General features: G+C 54.4%; 22 protein-coding genes and 1 pseudogene. 14 read left to right on the top strand and 9 right to left on the bottom strand.

All coding sequences use genetic code 11. The annotated features are described in order from the left end of the window. Window positions 1-2: 2 nt before the first annotated feature. Both ACR0ER_RS07175 and ACR0ER_RS07170 read left to right on the top strand, forming a co-directional pair. A complete protein-coding gene (locus ACR0ER_RS07175; RefSeq protein ID WP_480768331.1) occupies window positions 3-743 on the top strand; it encodes an ATP-binding cassette domain-containing protein in 741 nt (246 codons plus the stop codon). Next, window positions 743-1,540 carry an iron chelate uptake ABC transporter family permease subunit gene (locus tag ACR0ER_RS07170; protein WP_170329759.1) on the top strand — a complete coding sequence of 266 codons (798 nt, stop codon included), beginning with the start codon at window positions 743-745 and terminating at the stop codon, window positions 1,538-1,540. Before ACR0ER_RS07175 ends, ACR0ER_RS07170 begins: the two co-directional genes overlap by 1 nt. On the opposite strand, the gene ACR0ER_RS07165 is transcribed toward ACR0ER_RS07170, so the two are convergent. Beyond that, window positions 1,537-2,109 carry a UbiX family flavin prenyltransferase gene (locus tag ACR0ER_RS07165; protein ID WP_480768330.1) on the bottom strand — a complete coding sequence of 191 codons (573 nt, stop codon included), beginning with the start codon at window positions 2,107-2,109 and terminating at the stop codon, window positions 1,537-1,539. The two genes, ACR0ER_RS07170 and ACR0ER_RS07165, sit on opposite strands and share 4 nt — an antisense overlap. Beyond that, on the bottom strand, window positions 2,106-3,614 hold the full coding sequence (locus tag ACR0ER_RS07160) for a UbiD family decarboxylase (protein WP_480768329.1): 1,509 nt from the start codon (window positions 3,612-3,614) through the stop codon (window positions 2,106-2,108). The genes ACR0ER_RS07165 and ACR0ER_RS07160 overlap by 4 nt, the downstream gene beginning before the upstream one ends. A 139-nt stretch (window positions 3,615-3,753) precedes the next feature. On the opposite strand from ACR0ER_RS07160, the gene ubiT reads away from it, so the two are divergent. From ubiT to ACR0ER_RS07140, 4 genes are read left to right on the top strand one after another with little or no spacing between them, the layout of a single operon-like run. Continuing rightward, complete coding sequence (gene ubiT, locus ACR0ER_RS07155) at window positions 3,754-4,296, top strand: ubiquinone anaerobic biosynthesis accessory factor UbiT (RefSeq protein ID WP_480768328.1); 543 nt, start codon at window positions 3,754-3,756, stop codon at window positions 4,294-4,296. Continuing rightward, complete coding sequence (gene ubiU / locus ACR0ER_RS07150; RefSeq protein ID WP_480768488.1) at window positions 4,296-5,273, top strand: ubiquinone anaerobic biosynthesis protein UbiU; 978 nt, start codon at window positions 4,296-4,298, stop codon at window positions 5,271-5,273. The genes ubiT and ubiU overlap by 1 nt, the downstream gene beginning before the upstream one ends. A 3-nt stretch (window positions 5,274-5,276) precedes the next feature. Then, window positions 5,277-6,188 carry a ubiquinone anaerobic biosynthesis protein UbiV gene (gene ubiV / locus ACR0ER_RS07145; protein WP_480768327.1) on the top strand — a complete coding sequence of 304 codons (912 nt, stop codon included), beginning with the start codon at window positions 5,277-5,279 and terminating at the stop codon, window positions 6,186-6,188. After that, complete coding sequence (locus ACR0ER_RS07140; protein ID WP_480768326.1) at window positions 6,143-7,381, top strand: NnrS family protein; 1,239 nt, start codon at window positions 6,143-6,145, stop codon at window positions 7,379-7,381. Before ubiV ends, ACR0ER_RS07140 begins: the two co-directional genes overlap by 46 nt. A 1,081-nt stretch (window positions 7,382-8,462) precedes the next feature. On the opposite strand, the gene ACR0ER_RS07135 is transcribed toward ACR0ER_RS07140, so the two are convergent. After that, entirely contained in the window at window positions 8,463-9,446 is a 984-nt protein-coding gene (locus ACR0ER_RS07135) for a glycosyltransferase (RefSeq protein ID WP_480768325.1), read from the bottom strand. A 640-nt stretch (window positions 9,447-10,086) separates the two neighbouring features. On the opposite strand from ACR0ER_RS07135, the gene ACR0ER_RS07130 reads away from it, so the two are divergent. Together ACR0ER_RS07130 and ACR0ER_RS07125 are read left to right on the top strand one after the other, a co-directional pair. Beyond that, window positions 10,087-11,868 carry an ABC transporter ATP-binding protein gene (locus ACR0ER_RS07130; protein ID WP_480768324.1) on the top strand — a complete coding sequence of 594 codons (1,782 nt, stop codon included), beginning with the start codon at window positions 10,087-10,089 and terminating at the stop codon, window positions 11,866-11,868. A gap of 90 nt (window positions 11,869-11,958) precedes the next feature. Further along, the gene (locus tag ACR0ER_RS07125) at window positions 11,959-12,864 is read left to right on the top strand and encodes a glycosyltransferase family 2 protein (RefSeq protein WP_480768323.1); all 906 of its coding nucleotides are present in this window, start codon (window positions 11,959-11,961) and stop codon (window positions 12,862-12,864) included. Window positions 12,865-13,137: 273 nt separating this feature from the next. Here the strand turns inward: ACR0ER_RS07125 and ACR0ER_RS07120 are convergent, their stop codons facing one another. Continuing rightward, complete coding sequence (locus ACR0ER_RS07120) at window positions 13,138-13,518, bottom strand: transposase (RefSeq protein ID WP_480768487.1); 381 nt, start codon at window positions 13,516-13,518, stop codon at window positions 13,138-13,140. Between the two features lie 358 nt (window positions 13,519-13,876). On the opposite strand from ACR0ER_RS07120, the gene ACR0ER_RS07115 reads away from it, so the two are divergent. Further along, window positions 13,877-16,219: an alginate lyase family protein gene (locus tag ACR0ER_RS07115; protein ID WP_480768322.1), complete on the top strand. Its 2,343-nt coding sequence runs from the start codon at window positions 13,877-13,879 to the stop codon at window positions 16,217-16,219. Window positions 16,220-16,292: 73 nt separating this feature from the next. Here ACR0ER_RS07115 and ACR0ER_RS07110 read toward each other — a convergent pair. Together ACR0ER_RS07110 and ACR0ER_RS07105 are read right to left on the bottom strand one after the other, a co-directional pair. Then, window positions 16,293-16,445 (bottom strand): annotated as a pseudogene (locus ACR0ER_RS07110) (helix-turn-helix domain-containing protein); the annotation flags it as partial. 224 nt (window positions 16,446-16,669) lie between these two features. Next, complete coding sequence (locus ACR0ER_RS07105; RefSeq protein ID WP_480768321.1) at window positions 16,670-18,106, bottom strand: arylsulfatase; 1,437 nt, start codon at window positions 18,104-18,106, stop codon at window positions 16,670-16,672. A 253-nt stretch (window positions 18,107-18,359) separates the two neighbouring features. Between ACR0ER_RS07105 and ACR0ER_RS07100 the strand changes: the two genes are divergently transcribed. From ACR0ER_RS07100 to ACR0ER_RS07090, 3 genes are all read left to right on the top strand, one after another. Further along, window positions 18,360-20,306, top strand: coding sequence for a DUF3604 domain-containing protein (locus ACR0ER_RS07100; RefSeq protein WP_480768320.1), 1,947 nt, complete (start codon window positions 18,360-18,362; stop codon window positions 20,304-20,306). A 579-nt stretch (window positions 20,307-20,885) separates the two neighbouring features. Further along, entirely contained in the window at window positions 20,886-21,155 is a 270-nt protein-coding gene (locus ACR0ER_RS07095) for a tyrosine-type recombinase/integrase (protein ID WP_480768319.1), read from the top strand. Between the two features lie 128 nt (window positions 21,156-21,283). Then, window positions 21,284-21,448, top strand: a complete 165-nt coding sequence (locus ACR0ER_RS07090; protein ID WP_480768318.1) for a hypothetical protein — start codon at window positions 21,284-21,286, stop codon at window positions 21,446-21,448. Between the two features lie 527 nt (window positions 21,449-21,975). Here the strand turns inward: ACR0ER_RS07090 and ACR0ER_RS07085 are convergent. After that, a complete protein-coding gene (locus ACR0ER_RS07085; RefSeq protein WP_480768317.1) occupies window positions 21,976-22,734 on the bottom strand; it encodes a 1-(5-phosphoribosyl)-5-[(5-phosphoribosylamino)methylideneamino]imidazole-4-carboxamide isomerase in 759 nt (252 codons plus the stop codon). A 99-nt stretch (window positions 22,735-22,833) separates the two neighbouring features. After that, window positions 22,834-23,652: an alpha/beta hydrolase gene (locus ACR0ER_RS07080; protein ID WP_480768316.1), complete on the bottom strand. Its 819-nt coding sequence runs from the start codon at window positions 23,650-23,652 to the stop codon at window positions 22,834-22,836. 98 nt (window positions 23,653-23,750) lie between these two features. On the opposite strand from ACR0ER_RS07080, the gene ACR0ER_RS07075 reads away from it, so the two are divergent. Further along, window positions 23,751-24,053, top strand: coding sequence for a TetR/AcrR family transcriptional regulator (locus tag ACR0ER_RS07075; protein WP_480768315.1), 303 nt, complete (start codon window positions 23,751-23,753; stop codon window positions 24,051-24,053). Continuing rightward, on the top strand, window positions 24,005-24,427 hold the full coding sequence (locus ACR0ER_RS07070) for a TetR/AcrR family transcriptional regulator C-terminal domain-containing protein (RefSeq protein ID WP_480768314.1): 423 nt from the start codon (window positions 24,005-24,007) through the stop codon (window positions 24,425-24,427). Before ACR0ER_RS07075 ends, ACR0ER_RS07070 begins: the two co-directional genes overlap by 49 nt. A gap of 537 nt (window positions 24,428-24,964) precedes the next feature. On the opposite strand, the gene ACR0ER_RS07065 is transcribed toward ACR0ER_RS07070, so the two are convergent. Continuing rightward, window positions 24,965-25,372, bottom strand: a complete 408-nt coding sequence (locus ACR0ER_RS07065; protein WP_480768313.1) for an adenylate/guanylate cyclase domain-containing protein — start codon at window positions 25,370-25,372, stop codon at window positions 24,965-24,967. Between the last annotated feature and the right edge of the window lie 215 nt (window positions 25,373-25,587).

Genomic DNA, 25,587 nt, shown 5'->3' with positions numbered 1-25,587 from the left:
CGATGACTCTGATCACCGTTGAGAATCTCAGCGTCCGCTATGGCGCAAATACCGTTTTGCGTCATGTGGATATGGCAATCGAGCCCGGTGAGATCGTCACCATTGTCGGCCCAAACGGGTCAGGCAAAACCAGCCTGTTGCGAGCCATCATTGGGGCGACCAAGCCATCTGTTGGAAATGTCTCTCTCAAGCCCGGCCTGAAACTGGGCTATGTTCCGCAAAAACTGCATATCGATCCGACACTGCCGATCTCAGTTGAACGGTTCATGCGTCTGACCAACCCCGTTTCGCGCAAACAATGCATGGAAGCGCTTGAATCGGCCGGTGTGCCAGACCTGTTGAAACGCCAAATGTCGCAGCTATCGGGCGGGCAGTTCCAAAGGGTTTTGTTAGCTCGGGCGCTGATAAACCGCCCTGACGTTCTGCTTTTGGATGAGGCGACGCAAGGTCTCGATCAGCCGGGCTCAGCCGCCTTTTATCGTCAGATCGAAGATGTACGGCGTGACACTGGCTGTGCCATTTTGATGATCAGCCACGAATTGCATGTGGTCATGAGCGCGTCTGACCGTGTGATCTGCCTCAACGGCCACGTGTGCTGCGAAGGCTCCCCCGCCGTTGTCGCCTCAGCCCCGGAATACCGCGCGCTGTTCGGGACGGGTACCGGCGGTGCGCTGGCGCTTTACCGCCATGACCATGACCACGAACACGACAACTGTGACCACTCTCAGGAAGCCGCAGAATAATGCTTGATGATTTTATGACCCGCGCGACGCTTGCGGGTGTCGGCGTTGCCTTTGCCGCAGCCCCCCTTGGGTGTTTCGTCGTTTGGCGCCGGATGGCCTACTTCGGAGATGCGACGGCGCATGCGGCAATCCTTGGTGTCGCCCTTTCACTGACCTTTCAAATGTCGGTTTTCACAGGCGCGTTGGCCGTTGCGTTGATCATGGCGCTGACCGTCACACTGCTGGCAGGTCGCGGCTATGCGATGGACACGCTGCTGGGTGTTCTGGCGCATTCCGCGCTGGCTTTTGGCCTTGTTGCGGTATCGTTCCTGTCCGGCGTTCGCATTGACCTGATGGCGTATCTCTTTGGCGATATTCTCGCGGTTTCACGCTCTGATCTGCTTGTGATTTGGGGCGGAGCCGCGCTGGTCGTCGCGCTGATTGCGTGGCGCTGGTCGCAACTGTTGACTGCAACGCTGAACGAAGAACTGGCCTATGCCAGCGGCTATGACCCTAAGCGCGAGCAGTTGATCCTGACGCTTTCTCTTGCGGTGACCGTGGCGGTGGCGATCAAGGTTGTGGGCGTTCTGCTGATTGCAGCGATGCTGATCATACCGGCGGCGGCAGCCCGCAGCTTGGCAAAATCGCCTGAAACGATGGCTTTGATCGCAGCGGCAATCGGTGCGTTCTCTGCAGTCGCCGGATTACGGGCGGCCTACGTCTTCGATACGCCCGCGGGCCCGTCAATTGTCTGTGTGGCGGCTGTCGTATTCGCGTGCTTCAGCCTCATCGGATGGCAGACACGCAGCAGAACCTAGATCGCCTCGGCCCATCGTTGTGCTGTGGGTACGGAAATGCCCAAAAGGTCAATCGCACGGGCCGCAATCTGGTCAACGATATCCGACACGCCCTGTGGCTTCAGATAGAATGCCGGGACCGGCGGCAAAACAATCGCGCCCATCTCGGTCACGGTCGTCATGTTTCGAAGATGCACCAAGGTCAGCGGCGCCTCTCGGGTCAGCAGGACCAGACGCCTGCGTTCCTTGAGCTGAACGCTGGCGGCGCGGGTCAGCAGGTTGTCGTCCAGACCATGCGCAATTGCTGCCAAGGATCGCATCGAACATGGCGCGACTACCATTCCGGAGACCGGGACTGACCCCGATGCAATACTGGCACCGATGTTACCTATAGAATGGTGGCGTGTCGCCAGTGCGCTTAGAGTATCAAACGCATTGCCCCCACATTCTTCAAGCAGCGTGCGTCTTGCCGCGTCGCTGGTGACAAGGTCAATCTCGACGCCCAAATCCGACAACTGCTGCGCCACCGACACCCCAAGTGCCGCACCCGAGGCTCCGGCTACGCCCAGGATTACACGATGATGGCTCATGACACCCCTCCTTTCATCAGGCGGGAAACAAGACCTGCGGCAAACTCCACGTTCTTGTCCGCTGTTTTCATCACCGTTCCCCATTCCCGCGTGGTTTCACTCTCGATCTTGGTTGTGGCATCGATGCCCATTTTTCCAGACAACCCCGGTTGCGGAGAGGCAAAATCGAGATAGTCCATCGGCGTGTTTTCCAGCGTCATCACATCGCGCACCGGATCCATGCGCGTGGCAAGCGCCCACGCGATGTCATCCCAGTTTGTGGGGTCGATATCGTCATCCACAACCACGATCACCTTGGTATAGCTGAATTGCGGCAGCATCCCCCACAATGCCAACATCACCCGCCGCGCCTGACCTGGATAGCGTTTGTCGATGCTGACAACGGCCATGCGGTACGAACAGGCGGCGGGCGGCAGCCACAGATCACGAACCTCGGGAATCTGGGCGCGAATGGTGGGCAGCGCGAGACGGTTGAAAACCTCGCCAATGATCGCGGGCTCATCTGGCGGGCGGCCGGTATAGGTGGACAGGTACAGCGGGTCTTGCCGATGGGTCACAGCCGTGACCTGCATCACCGGGAAAGGCTCGGCCCGGTTGTAATATCCGGTGTGATCGCCGAACGGCCCCTCGGGCGCGGTTTCTGTGGGCGATACCCAACCCTCAAGGATGATCTCGGCCTCGGCGGGAACCATCAAGGGTACCGACTTGGCGGCCGCCATGCGGGGGCGGGCCCCGTTGAGCGCGCCCGCAAAGGTCAGTTCCGATACGGTCTCAGGCAGCGGCAGCGCGGCAGACAACAGCGTGGCCGGATCCGCCCCCAGAACAACGGCGACCGGGGTCTTTTCCCCGCGTTTCGTCCAGCTTCGATGATGGGCAGCGCCACCGCGATGGGGCAGCCATCGCATGATCAGCTTGTCCCGGTCCAACACCTGCGCGCGGTATATGCCCGCATTGTAGGACGTGACATTCCCCGCCTCGGACCCGTGCGGCCGGGTGATGACCACCGGCCAGGTCACAAGCGGCGCCGCATCTCCCGGCCAATGGGTCTGCACCGGGATGGACGCCAGATCAATATCCGCCCCTTCCAGCACCACTTCCTGGCTGGATGCGGACTTGGTGATTTTGGGCCGCGTCGCCAAGGCGGCCTTCAACATCGGCCAGCGCGACAGGGCATCACGTAGCCCATCTGGCGGTGTTGGGGTTTTGAGAGCGGCAAGAAACGCGCCCATCTCCTCCAGTTCGTCCGGTTTTATCCCAAGCCCGGCACACACGCGTTCTGTTGTCCCGAACAGATTTGCGACCACCGGTATTTTTGAAACGGCTCCATCTTCGGTTACCGGGCTATCGAACCGCAGCACCGGGCCAGCCCGTTCCAGCACATTGCGGTGGACCGCTGTCATCTGGTGGCGAACCGTGACGGGCTCGGACACCGACAGCAACTGATTGGCGTCTCCGCACCAGTCAAGAAAACTGCGCAGGCTGGGGAAGGAGGGCAAAGATCGCACGGGAGATCCTGTTCAAGAATACCCGGCCTGCCTATCAGCGAAATTCCACAACAGAATTGACAATCGTCAACTTGGGAAAGCGCGCAAACACTTATGAGTTCCGGCAAGAGACATGTCGACCGTACCAAAGGAGCTCTGCTTGCCCCAATCGCCCGCTATGATTCCGCGCTTTCCGCAGGTGGCCACCTATCCGTTGCGCGTTTTGCCCTTCGCCCCATTGTCGGCAATCCTGACTGCCTTTTCCCGCAAGATCGCCCAAAAACACCCGGGCATGTTCCGCAGGCTGGGTGAACATGATCATACCCGGTTCGTCCTTGATCCGACCGACTTGCCGTTTGTGATCTGTCTTGAACCAAACGGCGGCAACCCGCGGGTAACGGTCACACGCGGCTGCGGCGACGGTGCTGCACGGATCGCCGGCCCGCTGGCCGCCCTACTGGGTCTGGTTCACGGCGCCTATGACGGGGACGCGCTGTTCTTTTCCCGCGATCTGGTGATCGAAGGCGATACCGCCGCAGCGCTGGCCCTGCGCAACGCTGTCGATGATGCTGAGCTGGACTTCGCGCAGGAACTCTCGGACCTGTCCGGCCCCTTAGCGCAATCCATGCAGAGGGTTCTTGCACTGATCGAGCGAAGAACCGGCGTTAACCTGAGCAGACCTGAAGAGGCAGACCTATGGTAATGGAAATTGTCTGCCCTGCCGGCACTCCCGCCGCGTTGCGTGCGGCAGTAAAGGCGGGTGCGCACACGGTTTACTGCGGCTTTGCCGATGAAACCAACGCCCGGAACTTTCCCGGCCTGAACTTCGACCGCGCGGAAATGCGCGAGGGCGTGGCCTTTGCCCACCAACATGGCGCTAAGGTTCTGGTCGCCATCAACACCTTTCCGCGCGCCGGGCACGAGGCGATCTGGCACAGCGCCGTAGCCGATGCCGAAACCTGCGGCGCCGATGCGGTGATCCTGGCCGATGCGGGCCTTCTGGCCCACACCGCACGCCACCATCCCGGCCTGCGCCGTCACCTGTCGGTCCAGGCAGCCGCCGCCAATGCGGATGTCATCAACTATTATGCCGAGGCCTTTAGCGTGAAACGTGTGGTGCTGCCGCGCGTGCTTTCGGTGCCCGAGATTGCCGCGATCAACGCCGAAACCGAGGTTGAAACCGAGGTGTTCGTCTTTGGTGGCCTGTGTGTGATGGCCGAGGGCCGCTGTTCGCTGTCGTCCTATGCCACCGGCAAATCGCCCAACATGAACGGTGTCTGCTCGCCAGCAAGCCATGTGGAATATCATGAGGAAAACGGCGTGCTGGATGCGCGGCTAGGCGGCTACATCATTCACCGCGTCAACAAAGGCGAAGCCGCCCCTTATCCGACCCTGTGCAAAGGCTGCTTCAGCGCTGGCGAGAAAACCGGTCACCTGTTCGAAGACCCGGTCAGCCTGAACGCCGAGAAACTGATCCCACAACTGCAAAAGGCAGGCGTCACCGCACTCAAGATCGAAGGCCGCCAGCGGTCGCGTTCCTACGTGGCGCAGGTGGTGCGCAACTTCCGCGCCGCCGTGGATGCGTTGGACGCGGGCCGCCCTCTGCCCGAGGGCATGTTGGCCCGCCTGTCCGAGGGTCAGGCCATGACCACCGGCGCCTACAAAAAAACCTGGAGATAACCCATGGATCTCACCGCTGGGCCGACCCAGTTCTTCTGGTCCAAAGACCGTTGGCTGGAGTTTCATACCTCACTGGCCGATACGCCCGTTGCTCGTGTCGTTCTGGGCGAACTGGTCTGTTCCAAACGTTTGCCGTTTTATCAGGAGCATATCTCCGAGGCGATCGACACGCTGCAAAACGCTGGCAAAGAAGTCGCCCTGACCAGTCTGGCGCTTGTCACCCTGAAACGCGAGCGCAAGCTGACCGCCGATCTTGTCGACATGGGCCTGCCGGTTGAGGTCAACGACCTTTCCACCCTGCCCCATCTTCCCAAAGGCACGCCATTCTGGGTCGGCCCGCTGGTCAATGTCTACAACGAAGGCACCCTGGCATGGCTTGCCTCGCTGGGTGCCACGCGGGTGTGCCTGCCGCCCGAATTGCCGTTGGAAGGCGTTGAGGTGCTGTCCAAAACCGCCGCTGATCTCGGCGTTGCTGTCGAGGTCTGGGGGCATGGTCGCCTGCCCCTGGCAATCTCAGGCCGCTGCTATCACGCGCGCCTGCATGGCCGCACCAAGGACAACTGTCAATTTGCCTGCGAAGACGATCCGGACGGGCTGGAGGTAAAAACGCTGGAAGGTCAGCCATTCATGACCATGAACGGTGTGCAGACCCTGTCCTCTACGTACGCCGCTGCGGTTTATCAGGCCGACACGCTGGCACGCGCGGGTGTCTCTGCCCTGCGTCTTTCCCCCCAATCACAGGGGTTCCCCGCCATTTGCGCGGCCTATCACACCCTCCTGCAAGGAGGCACTACAGCGACGACGACGGCAGCCGAGCTTCAATCCCTCACGCCGGATGCCCGCTTTTCCGATGGTTTCCTGCAAGGTGCATGCGGCGCAGACTGGTCCGGCGGTCAGCCCGTTCCGGCAGAGTGACCGAGTATTCGTTCTGGGCCGCGCCGTATCGGCCTATGTTCACCGGCGCGGCGCTTTGGGCGCTGATCTGCATCGGGTGGTGGCCATTGGGCGTACGTCTGGGCCTGCCAGCACCGGGGTTTGGCCCAATTGTGCTGTGGCACGTGCATGAATTGCTGTTCGGCTTCGCCGCGCTGGCCGTGGGTGGTTACCTGCTGACGGCCCTTCCCAACTGGGTGGCCAAGCCGCCTGAACAGGGCTTGGTCTTAAAGGCTCTGATGGGCTTCTGGGCATTGTGCCGCCTTGCAACGTTAACGGCTGACCATCTTCCCCTCGGCTTGGTATTGATCGGCAATGCGATCTTTTTCATCGTTTTATTTGGCCTACTTTTTTGGCGCATCGTAGCAGCGGGCGTCTATGTGAAAACACCGTTTGCTTTCGCAATCCTCGCTTTGGGTATCTTCGACGCCACCTATATGACCCTCGCAAAATCCGGCGATGTCAGCGCCAGCCTGTCGCTTGCTCGCGCGGTACTGGTCGGCTTTGCGATCCTGATCACTACCATCGGAACTCGTGCCGTCCCGGCCTTCACCACCATCTGGCGTCAACACCAGAACCTTCCGCCACTGAATGCGGCCCACAATGAACAGCTCCGCTTGGCCTCACTTGTGTTATTGGCCAGTGCCGTATTTGCTCTGCTTCTGAACACTCCCGACTATACATATGCCTTGCTCGTTCCGGCTGCTCTGGTCCTGTTGGTAACGATGACCCGATGGCGCAGCCTCAGCACGTGGCGAAACCCGCTTCTGTTTGGGCTACAAGTAGCGTTTCTCTGGCTTCCTCTTGGTCTGCTGCTTGTGGGATCTCTGTGGTTTTTTCCAACCGCTTATCCAGTGAGAGACGCCCTGCACGCCCTGACCATTGGGGCGATTTCCGGCATGATCATGGCTTTTGCCGGTCGCGCCGCGTCTCATACCCCAGAGGGTTTTCTGCGTGCACCCCCGTCTCTGACCTGTGCCATGGTCTTGCTGTGGAGCGCCACCGTGACGCGCCTGGCCGCACCTTTGGTCGCCGACGCCGAAACCTTTGAAAACACCGCCGCCTTACTTTGGTGCGCCAGTTGGGCATTTTATCTGAGCGCCCTGCGCCCCACACTTTCAGGACCACCTGTTCGACCAGTGCTCAGCGGCAGATTACCTAAGAACGCAGCTTAGGACCGTGATCGACGGTTGAAGGTGGGACGAAGGTGGTTTCAAAAACCAACCGCCTCGACAAACTCAGGCCTTGGCAATTCGTCGATCAAAACGCACCACAAAAACTGCTCAGATTCACCGGACGGAAACACGAAAGCTGAAATTTTGAGAGTTTGAGTGGAGATGTGATTACGTTGATTTCATTGGGGAAGTCATGAATCTTTCGACCAACTCCGCGCACATCAATAAAAAGTGCGACGCGCCAAACTCGTACCCCCTCAAGAAATTGTTAACCCCCTCTAGGCGCGTCGCACTTTCTTAATAGCGGCTTGCTCTGTCTGAATTGTGTCTGAAAGATTAAATTTAACCGACTACGGGGAACCCCCAATGTTACGGCTATCTGTCATTCGTTAGAGTTTAGTTAACGGAGCCAGTGCACGTAGCTCCGCACACCCCCTAAGAATGAGGGGCTGGCTTTTACCCCCTCGTCCAGCCCCTCGTTCCACCCATCTCGCAAAAGAACATCTACGGTAGGCGGTTTTTTCGCCGCAAGGCAACTATGGATTAGTGCAGCCTGAATTCTTATCTGAGTCTACTCGCCAGAAATGGGGAGTTTTTTGCAAAGTGGAAATGGCGCAATCCATCCACAAAGCGTTCCTGCCGCGCTGATTTATAAACCATGGGTTTATCCTGCCAATTTAGTTGGAATGGCCCCTGTCCGGTTCTTGGGGGGAATAGTCGAAGTACACCCAGTGTGCGCGGTTCGCCAAATTGCGAAGGCTTTGAGTGAAGTCAAACCCTTAGTGTTCAGTCCGATTTTCACAGGCATCACCTACGGTGCCAAAGCAATGAATATGAAAACCTCTCGGTACACCGGCAAACAGAACGCAAAAACAGCACATACTTGCGGTTATCGGTCCTCAAGGTCCGATACAGACTGCATCCTTGCAACAATGGCAGCCTTGGAATGAGATCGTTATTTACGTGTCAGAGAACCAACCGCCGTGAATGACGTGGAATTGGCATGTTTGTCCTCCAATCCTGAAGTGTACGGCTCACCTTTGCGTTCTGGGTTCTCTTGAAGCCGCTGGCTCGAAATGTGTCAGTGGCCGGTGACCTTTTTATAGAGTTCAGATTTAAAGCCAAATGGGATGCCAAGAACGCCAACCAGCCATCCAGCGGTACGGGCAATATCGATAAATCTTTTTTGTGGCTGGAATGGCAATAAAACAATCAAACCCGCCAACGCTACTATTCGAAGAGGCGCGGCGGCGATCTGCACCACCGCATTGACCGGCCTTTGTTCCAGCTTTCTGCGCATGTAAGTGTTGGATTGATCCCTGCCGCGTGCAGCCTGATACCAGAAAGACAGACGTTCAGGTGGTATCCTTTCGTAAACAAACGCATTGTCGACCCAACCGACTGGCAATCCTGCGGCAACAGTTTCAGCATAAAACTTGGCGTCAGTACCGCCTGTCATCCGCATGGTTTCATCGAACCAGATATTGTGGTCGGTAAAAAGCCGGGTCTCCCCCAGCCAGTTATTGGTTACGATTGTCACTCCACCGGTGTCTTCCAGCGTGGCCCGCTTGGACGCCTTTCTTTCCTTTGTCAGATATCGGTTTTTGATATTGCTCAGCATCAACCTCTGTATTGCGGTTTCGTCTCCCGAGGGTGGTGCGGCCCGTAGTGGTGCGCCCAATAGAACGGCTGAACTGGTTCTGTATCCGGTCACCAGATTGTCTAGCCAATCAGACGCGACAGTTTCGTCGTCATCCATAAAGCACAGCAGATCAGACTTTTGCGCGATTGCATTGCGGGCGGCGCAATTGCGACCAAACGGAATGCCCGGTTCGGTCTCAAGCGCATAAAGAAGCGGTACGCCATTCGGCAGTGTTCCCTCATACGCACGAACCACGTCTTCACTGAGCGGAACCGAGTCATTCTCGACTACCAGACACTGGACTGAGCAGTTTTCCGGAACACCCATCTCTCCCCAACTTTCCAGCAACGCCGACAGCATTTCCGGGCGCTGTCTGGTCAGGGTCGAGACGGTGATCTTAAGATGAGTCGAACGACGATCCATATATACTTCATATAGCTCTGGTTTAGATTTGATAAGCTGGTGTTAAATTTCTTAAAACGGCCTCTGAACAGGGTTCTCCGGGCGCGTTTATCGCCCGATGCCGACATAGGTGTCAAAGCCCGATTTTGGCACCGTGATCATTGTATGAAATCTACATGTAACCACTCGGTTGGCCGAATTCATCGGCTCTGCATGATCGGTGCGACAGTCGTTCCACTCCGTCGTCAACGCCATTACTACTACATCTTATGCGAAGTGATAGGAAACTTTCGGATTCGTATTCCAAATGCATGTGCGACCCCGCCCGAGCGTCCTACATTCACCAAAACCCATTAAATTCAGCGCGATGCCAAAATTCTGATATTCGGGTTGAAACCTGATTTTAGCGCCATAAGTAACGGCAACTTCATTAAAAGATGTATAGCCACCGTTTGGCAAATGCCGGGCTCCGAGCGGCAAGAAGTCAACTACATTGCGGAGACAAACTTGTAGTAGGTGCAGAACCAGCCAAAATTGGTTCTGGCAATTGGAAAACGTGCCGGGTGTCGTCTGGCTAAGCGCACGATCAATCGGGTAGGGTTGCATTGCGGCCCGAATTCGATCAGGAACAACTGCAACTCAGACAGGTTGGAATTTTGCATTGCAAAAAACAAAACTGAAAATCGCAGAAACGCTGGACAACTCGATTCTGTGGCGCCTGTTAAGGGAAAACCTGAAATCTCAGATGGTCCCATATATCATTGCAATCATTGCAATGGTATTTGTCGCAGGGACCACTGCCGGTATAGCCTTCATCATGAGAGATGTCGTGGACTCATTGTTCGAGGCGGATAATGCGTCGCAGGTTATGAGTGTTTCAATCGCAGTGTTTGTGATTTTTCTGGTCAAAGGTCTTGCAACCTATGTACAGGTTGTGGCCTTGACGCGCGCTGGTAACAGAATTGTTTCGCATCAACAGATAAAACTCTATGATAAACTGCTGCGTCAGGGCGTGTCTTTCTTCAATCTCACGGAAAGCTCCAACCTGTTGATGAGGGTCACCCAATCGGCTCAGGCAGCGCGTAAGGTCGTCGAGATCATCGTTACCACGGCCGTTCGCGACACGCTGAGTTTGATCGGATTGCTGGCAGTTATGTTCTACCAGCAACCTCTGCTGTCGCTTTTTACATTAGTAATTGGTCCTCTTGCGATCTGGGGTGTCAGAACTCTTTTGCGAAAAGTAAGAGAGATTGCCGATATGGAAATGCAATCTCTTGGGGCGATCATGCAAGTGATCCAGGAAACGTCTGGCGGTATCCGGGTCATAAAGTCGTTCGGGCTGGAAGAGCGGATGGCCAATCGCATGTTCGACGCCGTCAAGAGTGTCGAGAAACGCCGAAATAAACTTGCACGCTTACAAGCTGCGACCAGCCCCCTGATGGATATCCTTGCGGGCTTTGCTATCGCATCAGTCATCGGATTGAGCGCGGCCAACATATTCGGGTCCGGCGGCTCGACGCCCGGTGAGCTAATGTCGTTCGTAACGGCATTGATGATGGCATATGAGCCCGCCAAAAGACTGTCACGTGTTCGCGTCAAGCTCGAAGTCAGTTTGCGAGCCGTAAAAATGCTGTTCAATCTGCTGGATCAACCTGAGACCCTGGCGGAAGGTGACGATCCCAAAGCCCTTCCTTCCGGCGCCAAAGAGGTAAAGTTCGAGAATGTCACCTTTGGCTATCGCACGAGCGATCCAATACTCAAAGACCTTTCTCTGACTTTTGACGCTGGGAAAACAACCGCGCTTGTTGGTTTGTCTGGAGGTGGAAAATCGACGATCCTTAACCTCGCGCTTCGACTCTACGACCCGCAAACCGGCACGGTCACGATTGATGGCCAGGACGTCAAGCATGCTTCGTTCAAAAGCTTACGGGCGAACATGTCGTTTGTCGGACAAGAAACCTTTTTGTTCTCGGCATCTATTGCTGACAATATCAGGCTCGGCAGAGAGGGGGCGTCGCGACAGGAAGTAATCGAAGCCGCCAAAGCCGCTAACGCCTACGATTTTATCCAAAATCTTGATGATGGCTTCGACACTCTAGTGGGTGAAAATGGTGCTTTCCTGTCTGGTGGTCAAAAACAGCGGTTGGCAATTGCCCGCGCCTTGCTGCGTGACAGCCCAATTTTATTGCTGGACGAGCCGACAAGTGCGCTGGACTCGAAATCTGAACACCTAGTGCAGGAGGCTTTGCGGCGACTGACCGCAGGACGGACAACCATTATCGTCGCCCACCGACTTTCCACTATTCTGCACGCTGACCAAATCGTGGTGATCGAGGCAGGGCAGGTTGTCGAAAAAGGAAACGCCGACGAGTTGCTGAAAAACAGCGGCCCATTCCGAATTTTGTACGATCACCAGTATGCAAATGTGGTGCATGCAGATTGACCAAGGGTATACCCGGAAAATGCGTTGCCAGTTCTGTGTAAAACTGGACGGCGACGCCATGTTTTTGCTGGTTTCATACATCAATAAAAATTGCGCAACGGGCTCAATACAAAAAGAATTGACATGGATGCATCAATTATAATTCCGACTTATCATAGCTGGGACAAGCTGCAATCCTGCCTGGATTGCCTTGCGTCCCAGACTGTTGAACCCGAAAAATTTGAAATCGTTGTGGTAAACAACGATCCTTCGGATCCCACTCCTGCAGACTTCCGTCTTCCAGCAAATGCGCAGATTATCTCGGAAGGCAAGCCGGGGTCTTATGCCGCCCGAAACAAGGGAATTGCTGCAGCGCGCGCCGAGTTGTTATTCTTCACTGACTCCGATTGTCTCCCGGTGCCGGAATATGTTGAAAGCGGGTTACGCATCGCACGCGAACACCCGGAAGTCGGCCGTTTCGGGGGGGATGTTGCACTCATTCCCAATGGTTCGGAATGGACAGCTGTTGAGTTGTACGACTACCACCTCGGGCTTGAGCAACGGAAATGGGTAGAGCGAGGCCGCGCTGTCACGGCTAATCTCATCGTGCGTCGCGACATGTTTGACCGCATCGGTTTGTTCAATAGCGAAGTGCTGTCAGGGGGCGACATGGAGTGGAATGATCGGGCAGCTGCAGCCGGCGAACCTATTGTTTTCGCCGCGGACGCAATCGTCCGCCATCCCGCCCGGGCCACTTTGCGCGAATTCGCCCAAAAAACGCGCCGCATCGAAGGCGCGAGAATAAGGCGAAACGCCCGGCGCGGTGCCATAAACTATATCCCACCGATCCAGAAACTGATCCCGTCGTTTCGCACGTTGAAAAAGCTGCGGAAAAACCCAGACCTAAGCTTGCCGCAGGTTTTGGCGATTTGGAGAGTACAATACATACTGCGACTGGTCCGGGTTTCAGAAACGGTTCGGCTACTTTGGTTTCGACAGCCGGACGTGCGAAAATAGTAGCGGGTAAGAAAACTGCGGTGTGATGCAAAGTCAAAAAGCACTCACTTGAGCGTAGATTTGAGTACCACCAAACTGATCGAGCCTTGCGAGAACCAAAGGTCTGTGTCTCAAGCTCGTGAAGAGACCACATCAATCAAAAGAGTACTGGCAGGGGCAGTGTCCATCGACACAAAAACCAAAAGATACATTGCGTTTAAACAATAAAGTTTGAAGGCTAGATGCGAAACTTAAGCGCTTAACCAAATCATCAAAAGTTAAAGCGCATCGACATTAACCTGAGACATATCCAGCAGCCTTGAAGTAGTTCTGGCACTCTGCTGTGTCGTCAAGGTCGCAGATTGCCCCGATGGCTTCGAAGACCCCTGCATAGGTTCTGGCCCCGATTTTTCGAAGATGCGCTTTGAGCTTTGAGAAGGATTTTTCGATGGGGTTCAGGTCTGGTGAGTAAGGTGGCAAGTACAAGAACCAGCAGCCGTGTTCGCGCAGGTCTTGGGCAGCGCGCCTGTCGCGATGGGTCGCTAGGTTATCGAGGATGACCACCGTGCCGGGCGCGATTTCCGGAACCAGCATTTTGCGGAGTAAGCGGCAAAAGCCGGACCATCCAATGCGCCCTTGATGACTCATGGTGCGATGAATGCGTCCTGCGTCCAACCTGTGATCAGGGTCTGCGTTCTCCAATTTCAAAAGGGCGCGTCCATGGTCAACCGCGTTTCCCCGCTGCGCCCCGCCGCGCAAGCGGGTCCGCTGGCCTCTCCGTGCTATCGCCGGATCGCAATCAATTCGACTTGTGCGAGCCTATACCATCAAAACCAGAAAAAAATTTTGTAACAAATGCTTGCGATACACTATGCTGAAATCACGCGAGTGATTTTTGGGAAAACCAACGATGTAATGTATGCCCTCGGTTGCACCTCGCAAGCGTTAATGAGATTGCATAACAGTATTTTGAGCGTCAGTGATTTCTAAAGCTCTGGCACCGCTTCGCCATATGCAGAGACAGGTTGAATAAATGAATACAAAGGTGAGAACAGAGGCGAAAAAAACCGCCCTATCTCTGGAGGAACGAATTCGCCGTAAAAAACGGCGTAACCTCGTACTCATCCTCCTGTCACCTGTCTTGGTTCTATTATCTCCCGTATTGTTGCCAATCTACTTTGTGCACCGCGCGGCACAAAAGGGCTCCGTAGCACGACAGCGCTCAAAGCCCAGCATGGGCCAAATCGCCGGATCGCTTAAGTCTGTCGCGCCTGCGGCAAAGGACGAAGCGGAAGAAGAACGCGTCAACTCTCTGCCTGATACGTTTGCTCTTTGCCGCGTCATCGGTAACGATCTGATCCCCCGACACCGCGCAGGTCAGTCATTGGCAAACGTAAAGTTTATTCTGGAAAACGAGCCGGAGTTTCAAAACTGCACCAAGCTGTGGATTTTAAATCGGATCTTCGACCCTGAGAACGAGGCAAAACTTGTTGCGCTTCTGGATGAGCACCAACAGGTATATGAGAAAATCCCGTACGATGCGGAAGAACTGCAAGCGACGGGTTATGATTTTGACACGTTTGAAAACCCATTGGTCCTTTCTGATGGTACGCTCGATTCCGTGGATGAGGAAACCCGGGCCCGAATGATAACTCAGGCCTACCGAGCTAAGAACAACTATGTGATGAACAATAACGGCGCACGAAATGCAGCACTTGAGTTGTGCTTGCGCCACGCCAAATGGGCGCTGCCATTCGATGGTAACTGCTACTTTACCAAGAGCGCTTGGAACTCATTTCGCGACGATGTTGTAGCCAATAGGGACAAGCGGTATTTCACCGTTCCGATGGCTCGGATGCAGGACAACGCGGAACTTCTTGAGGAAGGCACCACGTTCAATGCGACTGAAGAACCACAGATGGCGTTCCGGTGCGATGCCCCTCTGCGGTTTGACGAGAAGCACCCCTACGGGCGCAGGCCAAAGGTCGAACTTTTAGTGCACCTTGGCATCGACGGCCCTTGGCAAAAATGGCCAGTGGAGTTCTTTGACACACCCCCACGAAAAGTCAGCCCCGAAGGCCACCGGGTTGCACAGGCGGGCTGGGTAGCGCGACTGTTCTCCGGCCAATCGGGCTTGGAAAAAGAAGATACAAAAAGCTTCAAAAACCGCGGACTGGCAAGAAATGACGCAATCCGCGCAACTCTGGACATGCTGGAAGCGCGCAAAGTGACCGAAAATTTGAGCGGTCATGGTCAATTCTTCTACGATCCGACACGTTTGGAAGCACTATCGGCCAAGAACGACGATCCGGATTATGTAGCGCTCCGTTCTGCCGCGGATGAGGCAATGACGCGCGGGCCGTACTCTGTGACGGACAAACCAGAGCCAGCGCCCAGTGGCGACCCGCATGACTATTACCATCCTGCGCCCTATTGGTGGCCGAATCCGAAAAAGAAAGACGGCCTGCCCTATATTCGTCAGGACGGGAAACGGGTGCCCGGAACGCAGCTATATGAAGCGGATAGTGACCGCTATGACAGAACCCGCTTGCAACGGCTTTTCGACGACACGACGGCGCTTGCCCTTGCGGCGCGCGTGACCGGAGACAAAGAATATTCGGACAAGGCCAAGAGCCTGGTTCGAACATGGTTCGTTGACCCTGAAACGCGGATGAACCCCAATTTGAACTACGCGCAGGTACGCCGAGGTCATAGGAGCGACAGAGGGGAGGCACATGGCCTGATCGAAACAAAGGACTTCTACTTCTTTCTTGATGCTGTCCGGCTGCTGGAAGATGATCTGCTCGCAAAGGAACTCAAAACCTGGCTTTCCGCATTTCTGGAATGGTTGACCACCAGCGAGCAAGGCATTGATGAATGCGGTGCTACCAACAACCATGGCACCTGTTTTGATCTTCAGGTGGCATCCATTGCAGCCTTTCTGAATGACGTACAGGCCCTACAAGAAATCAATCTGCGAGCCCAGGCACGACTACTTGGCACTATTACACCGAATGGCGAGCAACCGTTTGAGATGGAACGCACGCTGACCCAGCACTATTGCACGTTCAATTTGCAGTCCTGGATAAACCTGTTCAATTTGCTCGAAAATGTGGGACTTCGTCCTTGGAGCAGCGCCGCCGGTGAAAGATTGATTTCCGCAATGAATCGTCTTCTTTCAGAGTCGGAGGCTGGGTGGAGCCATCCGCAGATTGATCCGTTCAATTTGGCGCGGCTGTTCCCGATTGATAGCGCAATGCGTGAGCGAACCGGAAAAGGAATATGGGCGACGGAAGACGCACCATGTTGCTACTTCCCGCATGATGGGGTGGCACCTTTCTGGCGTCAGGCAAGCGGATACAAGGTCTCTCACTAGTCATCAGCGGGCACCGGTTTGAAGCTGGAGGAGGCACCTCGACTATGCGACATCACATCCTATGAACTTGATGGACCCGCGTTGGCTTGGGGCAGCGATCTTCAAGCGCTTCGGGACCACCCGACAGATATCGGTCGTACCAGCGATAGAATGTAGTCTTCGGTATCCCCAGATTTTCCAAAGTGCGCTTGGTTGGCAGATGGGATTGCTCAACCAATCGGACAATGGAGGCTCAAGTGGTTCCGGCTTATACGAGAGAACGCGGCAGGCAAAATGATGTTGACCTGTTGCATCAATGTCGTCCGTAAATCGTTCTATGAGAACTGGTGTGAAGGATATGACTTCCCGGTACATAAAGCACCCGCTTTGAACCCGACCGGTAAGAACGGGCAGGCTTTCTGACCAAAGCCTGAAGCCAGCAAACGGGCGCTGTGCGGACAAAACCGCCGTTCAGTTTTTGGGTGGTTCGTAGGGATCAGGCGTTCCTGGTGGTATTGGGGGGTATTCCTCGAAGCTTGCAATGTGCTGCTGCAATTGAGGCAGCGCCTTTTCGACCGCCCATGTGTGAGGGAAAAGTACACTTTCACGTTCGTGTGGATCATTCAGAAGATTGTAGACCCTTGGTGTATCGAAAGACTCTGTCGCTCCGAAAGCCGTCGTATTTTCTTTGAAGAGAACTTTCCAATTTTTCCACTTCACGCCGAAGATCTGCTCTCCCATGTAAACGATCACGCCTTCTCGGTTTGAGTTTGGCTGGACACCAAGAAAGAACTTGGACTGGTCGATGCCATCAAAGGCCCTATCATCCGGCACCTTGCCACCTGCAAATGCCGCAAGTGTCGGATAGAGATCCATAGAGTGGACAACATCATTGCTTTCTGAACCCGCAGAGATCTTTCCCGGCCACTTGATCGCAAAAGGCACACGCATGCTTCCTTCGAGGCTGGTGAACAGAGTTCCGCGCCAAGGCCCGGCTGTACCATGTACCGCAGGAACCGGCGAGACGTTGGCGTTTCCAACCGGAAGAGCTTCAGGGCCATTGTCAGCAGTAAATATCACCACGGTGTCGTCGGAAACACCTGCCGCCTCAATCGCATCAACGATGCGTCCGATATAGCTATCTGTTTGGAGTAGAATGTCGGCCCAGACGCCGTTTCCAGTGGCGCCATCAAATTCTTCCGACACGATGTTTGGATAGTGGGTCTGCGTGTATGCAAGATAGATAAAGAATGGTGCCTCTTCCCCACTCTTGGCTTCGATGAAATCGATGGCTTTCTTTGTCAGGTCGCCATCTATCTCACCGCGATAATCCAGATCATAGTCACGCGCTACTGTCGCCGGTTCACCCGCGACACCCTGCATCACAACCGGTTCTTCCATGTTGGCTTCAGCAAATCCCGGAAGCGTGCGCCAGACTGTAACATCAGTGGTCTCCACGCCGTAAAATTCGTCGAATCCTTGATTCGTTGGAAAGCGCCCCTCGGTCCACCCAAGGTGCCACTTGCCGTACATGGCCGTGTTGTATCCTGCATCCTTTAGCATCTCGGCCATCGTGATTTCCCACTGAGTTAGGCCGTAGACGCCGCCCCCCAGTGGGACCGTGTGGTTGCCGCTTCGGATACCGTATCGGCCTGTCATGGTCGCTGCACGGGACGGCGTGCACTGGCTTTCCACATTGAAGTTTGTGAGTCGTAATCCCTCCGCAGCGAGGGCGTCCATCTCGGGAGTCGCTGTACCTCGGATTATGCCGCCTCCATTGAACCCTGGCTCGCCCCAACCAAAATTATCTAGAAATATGAATACGATGTTTGGTTTGTCTTGAGCTGAAGCGACCGTGGAAAACAAAAGAGTTAAGGCCAGTAGGAATGTTCGCGATAACCACTTCATAACAGCGCCTCCAATCAAGATCACGGGCTCAAGACTGACGAACCAAATCACCAGTCGTCAAGAAAGTCGTCTCATTGCGGTACTTTTTCACCGCGGCTGAGCGTCAGAGGTAAGGGCGAAGCTGCGGCCCCGGACTAGTCGAACTTCTCCTGAGGTCTTTTGAGTTCATCTAAGAAAAACCGCTGTTTTCCTTGACGAACAGTCGGCTCAGATGTTGCCATAGGCTGGCATTCAGTGCGGCTGGGAGGTTCCAATGAAGTTTTTTCTGACGACATCGACAGCAATAGTTTCCGCAGCATTCATATCAAGTTTTTCAAATGCTCAAGAGGCCGCACAAGGCGGGCAAGTCGGAGAGATGACCATATCGGTTGATGATATGCGCGAACCCGCGCCTGCTGATTTCTCACCTTATGCAGGTCGAGACTTTCCTACACGACCTCTGTGGGGTGACACTCACCTGCACACGTCAAATTCGCTCGACGCGCGCGGGTTTGGCGTCATCCTGAGCCCAGACGATGCTTATAGATTTGCACGCGGTGAGGAAGTCACTACCTCGCACGGCCTTCGGGTGCAGTTATCGCGTCCCCTCGACTGGCTTGTCGTTTCCGATCACTCGGACGCCATGGGCGCCATGAATGAGATCGTCGCAGGGAATTCTACCCTGATGCGTGATCCAACACTTCGAGACTGGAACGAACGTCTTAACGCCGGTGGAGATGTTGCTCTCGGCGCAACAATGGAAGTTATAGAAACCTTTGCGGGTATAACCGGTGATGCTCTTCCCGAGGCTGTTTCAGATCGCAGGTTCGTACAATCCGTTTGGGACGAATTCACGCAAACTGCGGATCATCACAACGACCCTGGCTCATTCACTGCGTTCATCGGGTACGAATGGACGTCCACAGAAGGAGGCAACAACCTCCACCGTAACGTGATCTACCGAGATGATGCCATTCGCGCACGGCAGATGCTGCCATTCACAACCGCAGAAACCTTTAATCCCGAACGTTTGTGGGACTGGATGGAAACTTATGAACTAGAGACTGGCGGCCGTGTATTGGCCCTTGCCCACAACGGCAACGTCTCCAACGGCCTGATGTTTCCGGTCGAAACCAACCCGGAAACGGGTGAGCCTTTGACCGAAGACTACGCGGAGCGGCGTGCTAAGTGGGAGCCGATGTATGAGATCACCCAGATCAAGGGTGACGGAGAAACTCACCCTTTTCTCAGCCCGAACGATGAGTTTGCCGACTATGAAACCTGGGATAAATCCAATCTGGGTCCGACACCCAAAGAAGACTGGATGCTTCAGTACGAATACGCGCGCGAGGCTTTGAAGAATGGTCTCAAATTAGAGGCTCAGCTCGGCACCAATCCATACAAGTTCGGAGTAGTGGGCTCGACCGACAGCCATACGGCTTTGGCAACGGCGGAAGAAGACAATTTCTTTGGCAAACACTCAGGTGTCGAGCCGGAACCTGGCCGTTGGCAGCATGTCGTTGGCGAGTTTGATGCCTTGAGGATTCTCGGGTGGGAAATGGCGGCCTCTGGCTACGCAGCAGTTTGGGCTGAAGACAACACACGCGAAGCCATATTCGACGCCATGGAACGGAAAGAGGTTTATGGGACAACCGGTAGTCGCATAGCGGTCCGTTTCTTTGGTGCCTGGGACTTTACGGAAGAAGATGCAAGATCCCGTTTGCCCGCCGAAATAGGATACGAAAAAGGCGTTCCGATGGGTGGGGACCTCGCCGACGCGACAGAAGGCGCGGACGCCCCAACCTTCCTCATCGCTGCCCTGAAAGACCCGTTTTCCGGCAATCTCGACCGTATTCAGATTGTGAAAGGTTGGTTAAATGCCAACGGCGACACTGAAGAGCGGGTCTATGATGTGGCTTGGTCGGGAGATCGAGAACCTGATGCGGACGGCAAGCTTCCAGCGGTGGGGAACACCGTGGATGTTGCAACGGGCACGTTTACCAATTCTATAGGGTCTCCAGAGTTGATCACTGTTTGGAAGGATCCTGAATTCGATCCTTCAGTTAGGGCTTTCTACTATGCCCGTGTCCTAGAAATTCCCACACCGAGGTGGACAATTTATGACGCAGTTCGGTTTGGAGACGAGTTGCCTGCCGAGGTGCCCACGTCAACGCAAGAACGCGCTTATACTTCGCCAATTTGGTATTCTCCCAAGGGCTAAGGCCTTCAAATACTCACGTTGATCACAACTAGTGCCTTGCAACCCCTCGGGTAAATTCGGTTGGCATACTCTATCCACACTAACGTGCGCTTAGGGCTCGAAGCAGTCATTCATCGAATTCTGTCGGGCTAATGGTCTGTCCCGACATGGCCATTGGCAGGTATGCGGACAAAGCTGCCGACCGAAAATTCGCCCGCTCCCACCGATCCGTGCTACCCATTCTTCGCCGTCAGCCAGTGGAGGAGAAAGATGAACTACAAGCGAACGTTGGTATCCAACGGAAATGGGACAGTTTAGGTTAATTTGATAAGAGAGGGTTTCTGGCTCATCGTAACCGCCAAGGAGTGGAGATGAGAAAGAAACCCGGAACCAAGAAGAGCTACGGTGAGAAAGTCGTCAAAGACATCCGCCGAGCCACCCGCACGCAGTATTCAGCGGAAGAGAAGATCAGGATCGTGCTGGACGGACTGAATGGTTGGTGTAGTTCTGTGCCGTCCGTAGATCCAACACCCCCCATTGGAAGGTGGCTACGCAGAGCGTTTCATACTTCAATCACGATGTGCAACGTCTGTTACGAAAATGGTGCTGGCAGCCATTCTGTTAGCGAACCTGTCAGAACCTTGGAAAGTGATCTATAAAGCGGCAGAACCGAAAGACTTATGGATACACGGTCTTCGCCACACTACGCCTAGTATCGCTGTGGGCCAAGGTGTGGCCTTTCCGATTATCGAGCGCTTGCTTGGCCATACACAAACACAAACTACAGCTCGCTATGCGCACGTTGATAGCGATCCCGCTCTTGCTGCCGCTAATGCAATTGGAAACGTTGTCGGTGACACACTTAGATAAGGGTGGCTGATAGCGGCTTATCTGTCAGGCGCGCGGCCAAGAGTATTGGAAGCGATGTGAAGACAGCCGCGCGGGCTTTCCATGACCTACAGGCTAAAGGGTTTATAGTTCTCACTGAGCACGCCCGAATGGGTGACAAGGGGCGTCCGACCTCACCGGCTTATGTGTTGACTGAATACCCGCTGTCGCATTCCAAATGCGGTCGCAAGCTCTATGAGAACTGGTGTGAAGGGTATGACTTCCCAGCACATAAAGCACCCGCGTTGAACCCGACCGGTAAGAACGGGCAATGACTTCACAGTAAAACGGAACTGGAATTGGGGATTAGGTAGCTGTTCCACTGGCTGCTCTTATTTAAAGAGTACGGCCATTCCAATCACTGCGACAATGATGGCACCGCCCAAGAAGGCGCTGGCTTGCTTAGCCCAAAAAAAAGAAAATTCGACCCTTGTAGGATGGTGACTTCGGATCATACAGGAAGTTGTCACTATCCCGCTTCAACGCATGGTTCACTGAGAAGTACCCGCAAATGTATTGCAGATAGTCGAACAAGACGGTGAGACATCCAAGAAAGCCAGACATATTCAAGAGAAACTCGTAACTTTGCACAATTGACTTAGGGAACTCGTTACTAGACCCGTGAATAGTGAATGTTAGGGCGATTAGGCCAAATCCAATGAAACGGCTACTTTCTCCAATACGGCCACTTACATCCTTTTTATCAAGTAGACGATTGTCCCGGCTCCTTTGTTTTTGCTCATCAGGATCTACACTTTGCAAGGCTATCTCCTATTTTTTCTTAGTTGATGGCCCTGGATCGTCAGTCCCCCCCGACCTTGACAAAATCTGTCGCAGGTTCATTCGCGGTCTTGGCAACCTCCAACGCCTCACCCAGATCAATCGACTTGCGGAACAATGCGCGCCCAATCAGCGCACCGGAAATGTTGTGGATATAGGACAGTCGCAAGATGTCATCGACGGTGCGTACCACACCGCTTGCGATGATCGGAGTTCGGGATTTTTCGGCTAGACCGGAGATAAGGCCAAGCTGAGCTTCGACATCTTCCATATCGCTGTCGATGTCCGTCACGACGATGGCAGCAAACGGTGTATTCTCGAAGGCTTCGATGAACGCTTCAGGTGTAAAGGCGCTCTGACTACGCCAACCCTCGGTCACCACCAAGCCCTGCCAGACATCCACCGCCAGAACGATCTGATCCGGATAAAGCTTGGCCAGCTCTTTCACCAGAATGGGGTCTCGCGCGGCAAGAGTGCCGATGACAATCCGGCCCGCGCCTTTGTCGATCCAGTGTTCGACCTGCTCGCGCGAGCGCATACCACCGGCCAGTTGTACGGGTATTTCGGCACTTCGAATGATCTCTTCGACCAGCTCGGCATTGGTGTCCCGGCCTTCGATTGCGTCTAAATCTGTCAGATGCATCCAATCGGCACCGGCTGATGCCCAACTCCGGGCCTTCACGACTGGATCGACGTGCCACAGAGTCGCTGCGTCCAGCCGCCCCTTGTCCAGCGTTACGCAGCGGCCCTGCTGCAACTTCATCGTAGGGTAAATCATCATTCTTAAACGACCTCACCTTTAAAAATGCTCTTTGGAAATCAGTCAAACGAAGAGATTTCTCAAGCTGCCCAAGGCTCTTAACGGTATCAGTAACTAGAATTAAATACTGGAGACACCAAATTCTATCTGACTGAAAGTTGGACTGCCAAACGCAAAGTACGATCTCACAACAAAGAGCTCTACATAATGAACGAGTCCAAATAGATTGCCTGCATCTGGTCCCAATGCCCCGGCCTTCGGGGGGGGGTGTGCGTCGCGGGGGGTAGTCCTATTCACATTTTTTAGTTCTGGGGGCTTTTTTGGCTTAATGGCGAGGGCTTCAAAGGAAGCTATGTAGGCCGTTAGGTTCCTGTCAAAGCTGAAGATTCCACAAGGACGGCTTGGAATAGTACGAAATACAGCGTGTTTTGATGCCATTTCCATAAATTTAGGCGCTATAATCAGTAAAAAGACGGTAAAATCCCACGTTCTAATCACTCCGCTGTCGTCCCTTTGCCTCTGGTTTCCAAAATGATTGAAATGGGGATACACACAAGAAGTGGGGGCACTGGTCTGGGCAGAGAAAACCCTGAAGATTGAACCACCCTGACACACGCCGAGACCATAGATTTCCTCAACGATGGGCAGCGTGCCGAGGTAAGACACAGCATCCCATATGTTTTCGATCAGCCGGAACATGTACCGGCTTTTCTTGTACTCACCCGGCAGCGCCGGAGAGTCGCCCATACCCAAGTAGTCAAAGCCCAAATAGATGAATCCTCGCGCTGCCATCTCTGGGCCATTGGTCGCAGGGATTTGCCCTCTGACTTGAGGGAACGGGCTCGCGCCAACGAGTGTCTTGTACTTCTTATTCGGATCAAAGTCGTTGGGGAGGTACAGCTCGCCGACCAAATCCACACCGAAGAATTTGAAGGTCACTTGGTTTTTACCTGCGCTGAGAGTTTAGTCTGTCATGGTTTTGGTCCTTTCGGGTTGAAGGCGCTTTGCCTTGCAAAAGTAAATTGTGATGTTTACTTATGGAGTGGCGGAGCATTTGTAAACACATCTTTTTACTTTTTGAGGCAAAACCTGTGAAGCGTACTGAAAAGAAACGGAAAGATATCATAGACGCAGCCGTCGATGAGTTCCGTGAGCAAGGGTTTCTAGGGGCGAAAACCACTTCCATCGCGAAGAAAGCGAACGTATCGAGTCGCACGCACTACAATCACTTCGAAAGCAAAGAGGTGCTGTTCGACGCGATCTCAGAGATCAGTTGGAGCAAAACCAGAGCATGGAGCCGGTCGCCTACGACCAGGATCGCGACATCGCCCAGCAACTAAAGGACGCTCTTTGGCGATACATCGCGGTTATAACAGACGAGACAGCCATTGGTTTGAACCGAATGGTCTTGTCAGAGCTGATCCGCGACCTCGACCGGTCTCGTAAGTTCTTCACAGAAACCGAAACCCACGATTATCCGATAACGCGGTTGATCGGAGAGGCCATGGAAGCTGGAGTGATCCGAAAGGCCGATCCGGTTTTTGCAACCAACCAGCTCCTCGCGCTTGCAAAAACTTCTTCTTCTGGCCGGAGTTTTTCCTGGGCGAGAACCCGACGCCCAAGAACGTACTGGACGATTGCGTCGCCATGTTTCTGGCGCACTACAAATCGGACGTTTGATTGGCGAAAACGAACGGCAGCAAAGTCCCGATAGCGGTTATCGCCGCCACCGACGCGCAAAGGCTGCAATTCGGGATGAATCAGGCAGTCAGATTGCAAGCTTCCACGTCGACAAACCGGCCCATTATGGTCTTTCATCCTAACCGTATCCGCCGCGTTGCAGCTTCCTCAAGGCAGACATTGATTGAAGTCGCGGCATTCCAGTATCGCCCGCATTGCCGCCGACGTTCCGAGCATTCTCTTTAAGCGCATCATGAGGAAGTTGTAGTAGGCCAGCACCGAGGCACGAAGCTTCCGCTCCCCTCTACGTCCGCCTTGGAGGCAGCGCCATCAGCGAAATCACACCTCGGATGGGCTGCGTTCATTCTTTATTGGCCCGTTTCAATAGTTGAACTTCACCTGAAACAGACATTCGTATTTCAACCAAATCCAGAAGAATGTGGCCAACCTGTGTTCTTCTCTACTTCCGTCGATTGGTATCAAAGTGCAGAAGTAGCTACCTGCCCCGCGCAAAAGAAACACTCTTGCAATCGGTAGAAAAATAACAACCGCGTTCGCCTAATAGTTGATTTCAGGAGCGTTTCTCTCGGGTCTTAAACACCTCGATTTCCTCGGGCAAACCGCGGACAGAATGATAGCTAGCTGACTGGGTACTATGCGCCATGTGCTTGGCGACGCCCTGTGTCACCAATATCTTTTCGTCCAGTTTCTTACACAGGTCCTGAACCCGACTAGCCACGTTCACAGCCTGACCGACGACCGTGAAATCCAAGCGATCAGGGCTGCCGATGTTACCAAAGGCGACGCGATCGAAATCAATGCCTGTAACGAATTCGATTGGCTCCTTTCTCTTTTCGACGGCCGTATCGTTGTAGTCGCACAGGTTGGCCAGGGCTTGTTCAGCCGCCTGCACCGCAGATCCGCACGAGGCTTCCGCGTCGTCATCAACATTGAATACAGCAAGTATGCCGTCCCCCATGAATTTGAGAACATCACCTCCATTTTTTTCTGGATGGGTGACACAACCATCTCGAAATACTCACCCATCATGACAAGCAAGTCGCCTTCGGGCCAAGATGAGGCTTTCTCGGTAAAGCCACGGAGATCCGCAAACAGGATGGCGGCGGAAACTGTTCTGTGTTCTCCGCGCTTTATGTGCCCCTGACCGACTTCTTCGGTTGGACCGTGACCCAG

The organism is Ruegeria sp. CH8, from assembly GCF_056536985.1.
Note: the sequence above shows the minus strand (reverse complement) of the source record. Positions and strands in the feature narration are given on the sequence as shown.

Excerpts from the sequence above, each read along its gene's own strand:
- ACR0ER_RS07165 (WP_480768330.1), bottom strand. The coding sequence starts at position 2,109 with ATGAGCCATCATCGTGTAATCCTGGGCGTAGCCGGAGCCTCGGGTGCG.
- ACR0ER_RS07065 (WP_480768313.1), bottom strand. The coding sequence starts at position 25,372 with ATGGGGGACGGCATACTTGCTGTATTCAATGTTGATGACGACGCGGAA.
- ACR0ER_RS07090 (WP_480768318.1), top strand. The coding sequence starts at position 21,284 with ATGGGTGACAAGGGGCGTCCGACCTCACCGGCTTATGTGTTGACTGAA.
- ubiU (WP_480768488.1), top strand. The coding sequence starts at position 4,296 with ATGGAAATTGTCTGCCCTGCCGGCACTCCCGCCGCGTTGCGTGCGGCA.
- ACR0ER_RS07140 (WP_480768326.1), top strand. The coding sequence starts at position 6,143 with ATGCGGCGCAGACTGGTCCGGCGGTCAGCCCGTTCCGGCAGAGTGACC.
- ACR0ER_RS07170 (WP_170329759.1), top strand. The coding sequence starts at position 743 with ATGCTTGATGATTTTATGACCCGCGCGACGCTTGCGGGTGTCGGCGTT.
- ACR0ER_RS07095 (WP_480768319.1), top strand. The coding sequence starts at position 20,886 with ATGGTGCTGGCAGCCATTCTGTTAGCGAACCTGTCAGAACCTTGGAAA.
- ACR0ER_RS07115 (WP_480768322.1), top strand. The coding sequence starts at position 13,877 with ATGAATACAAAGGTGAGAACAGAGGCGAAAAAAACCGCCCTATCTCTG.
- ACR0ER_RS07070 (WP_480768314.1), top strand. The coding sequence starts at position 24,005 with ATGGAGCCGGTCGCCTACGACCAGGATCGCGACATCGCCCAGCAACTA.
- ACR0ER_RS07105 (WP_480768321.1), bottom strand. The coding sequence starts at position 18,106 with ATGAAGTGGTTATCGCGAACATTCCTACTGGCCTTAACTCTTTTGTTT.
- ACR0ER_RS07135 (WP_480768325.1), bottom strand. The coding sequence starts at position 9,446 with ATGGATCGTCGTTCGACTCATCTTAAGATCACCGTCTCGACCCTGACC.
- ACR0ER_RS07075 (WP_480768315.1), top strand. The coding sequence starts at position 23,751 with ATGGAGTGGCGGAGCATTTGTAAACACATCTTTTTACTTTTTGAGGCA.
- ACR0ER_RS07100 (WP_480768320.1), top strand. The coding sequence starts at position 18,360 with ATGAAGTTTTTTCTGACGACATCGACAGCAATAGTTTCCGCAGCATTC.
- ACR0ER_RS07085 (WP_480768317.1), bottom strand. The coding sequence starts at position 22,734 with ATGATGATTTACCCTACGATGAAGTTGCAGCAGGGCCGCTGCGTAACG.
- ACR0ER_RS07175 (WP_480768331.1), top strand. The coding sequence starts at position 3 with ATGACTCTGATCACCGTTGAGAATCTCAGCGTCCGCTATGGCGCAAAT.
- ubiV (WP_480768327.1), top strand. The coding sequence starts at position 5,277 with ATGGATCTCACCGCTGGGCCGACCCAGTTCTTCTGGTCCAAAGACCGT.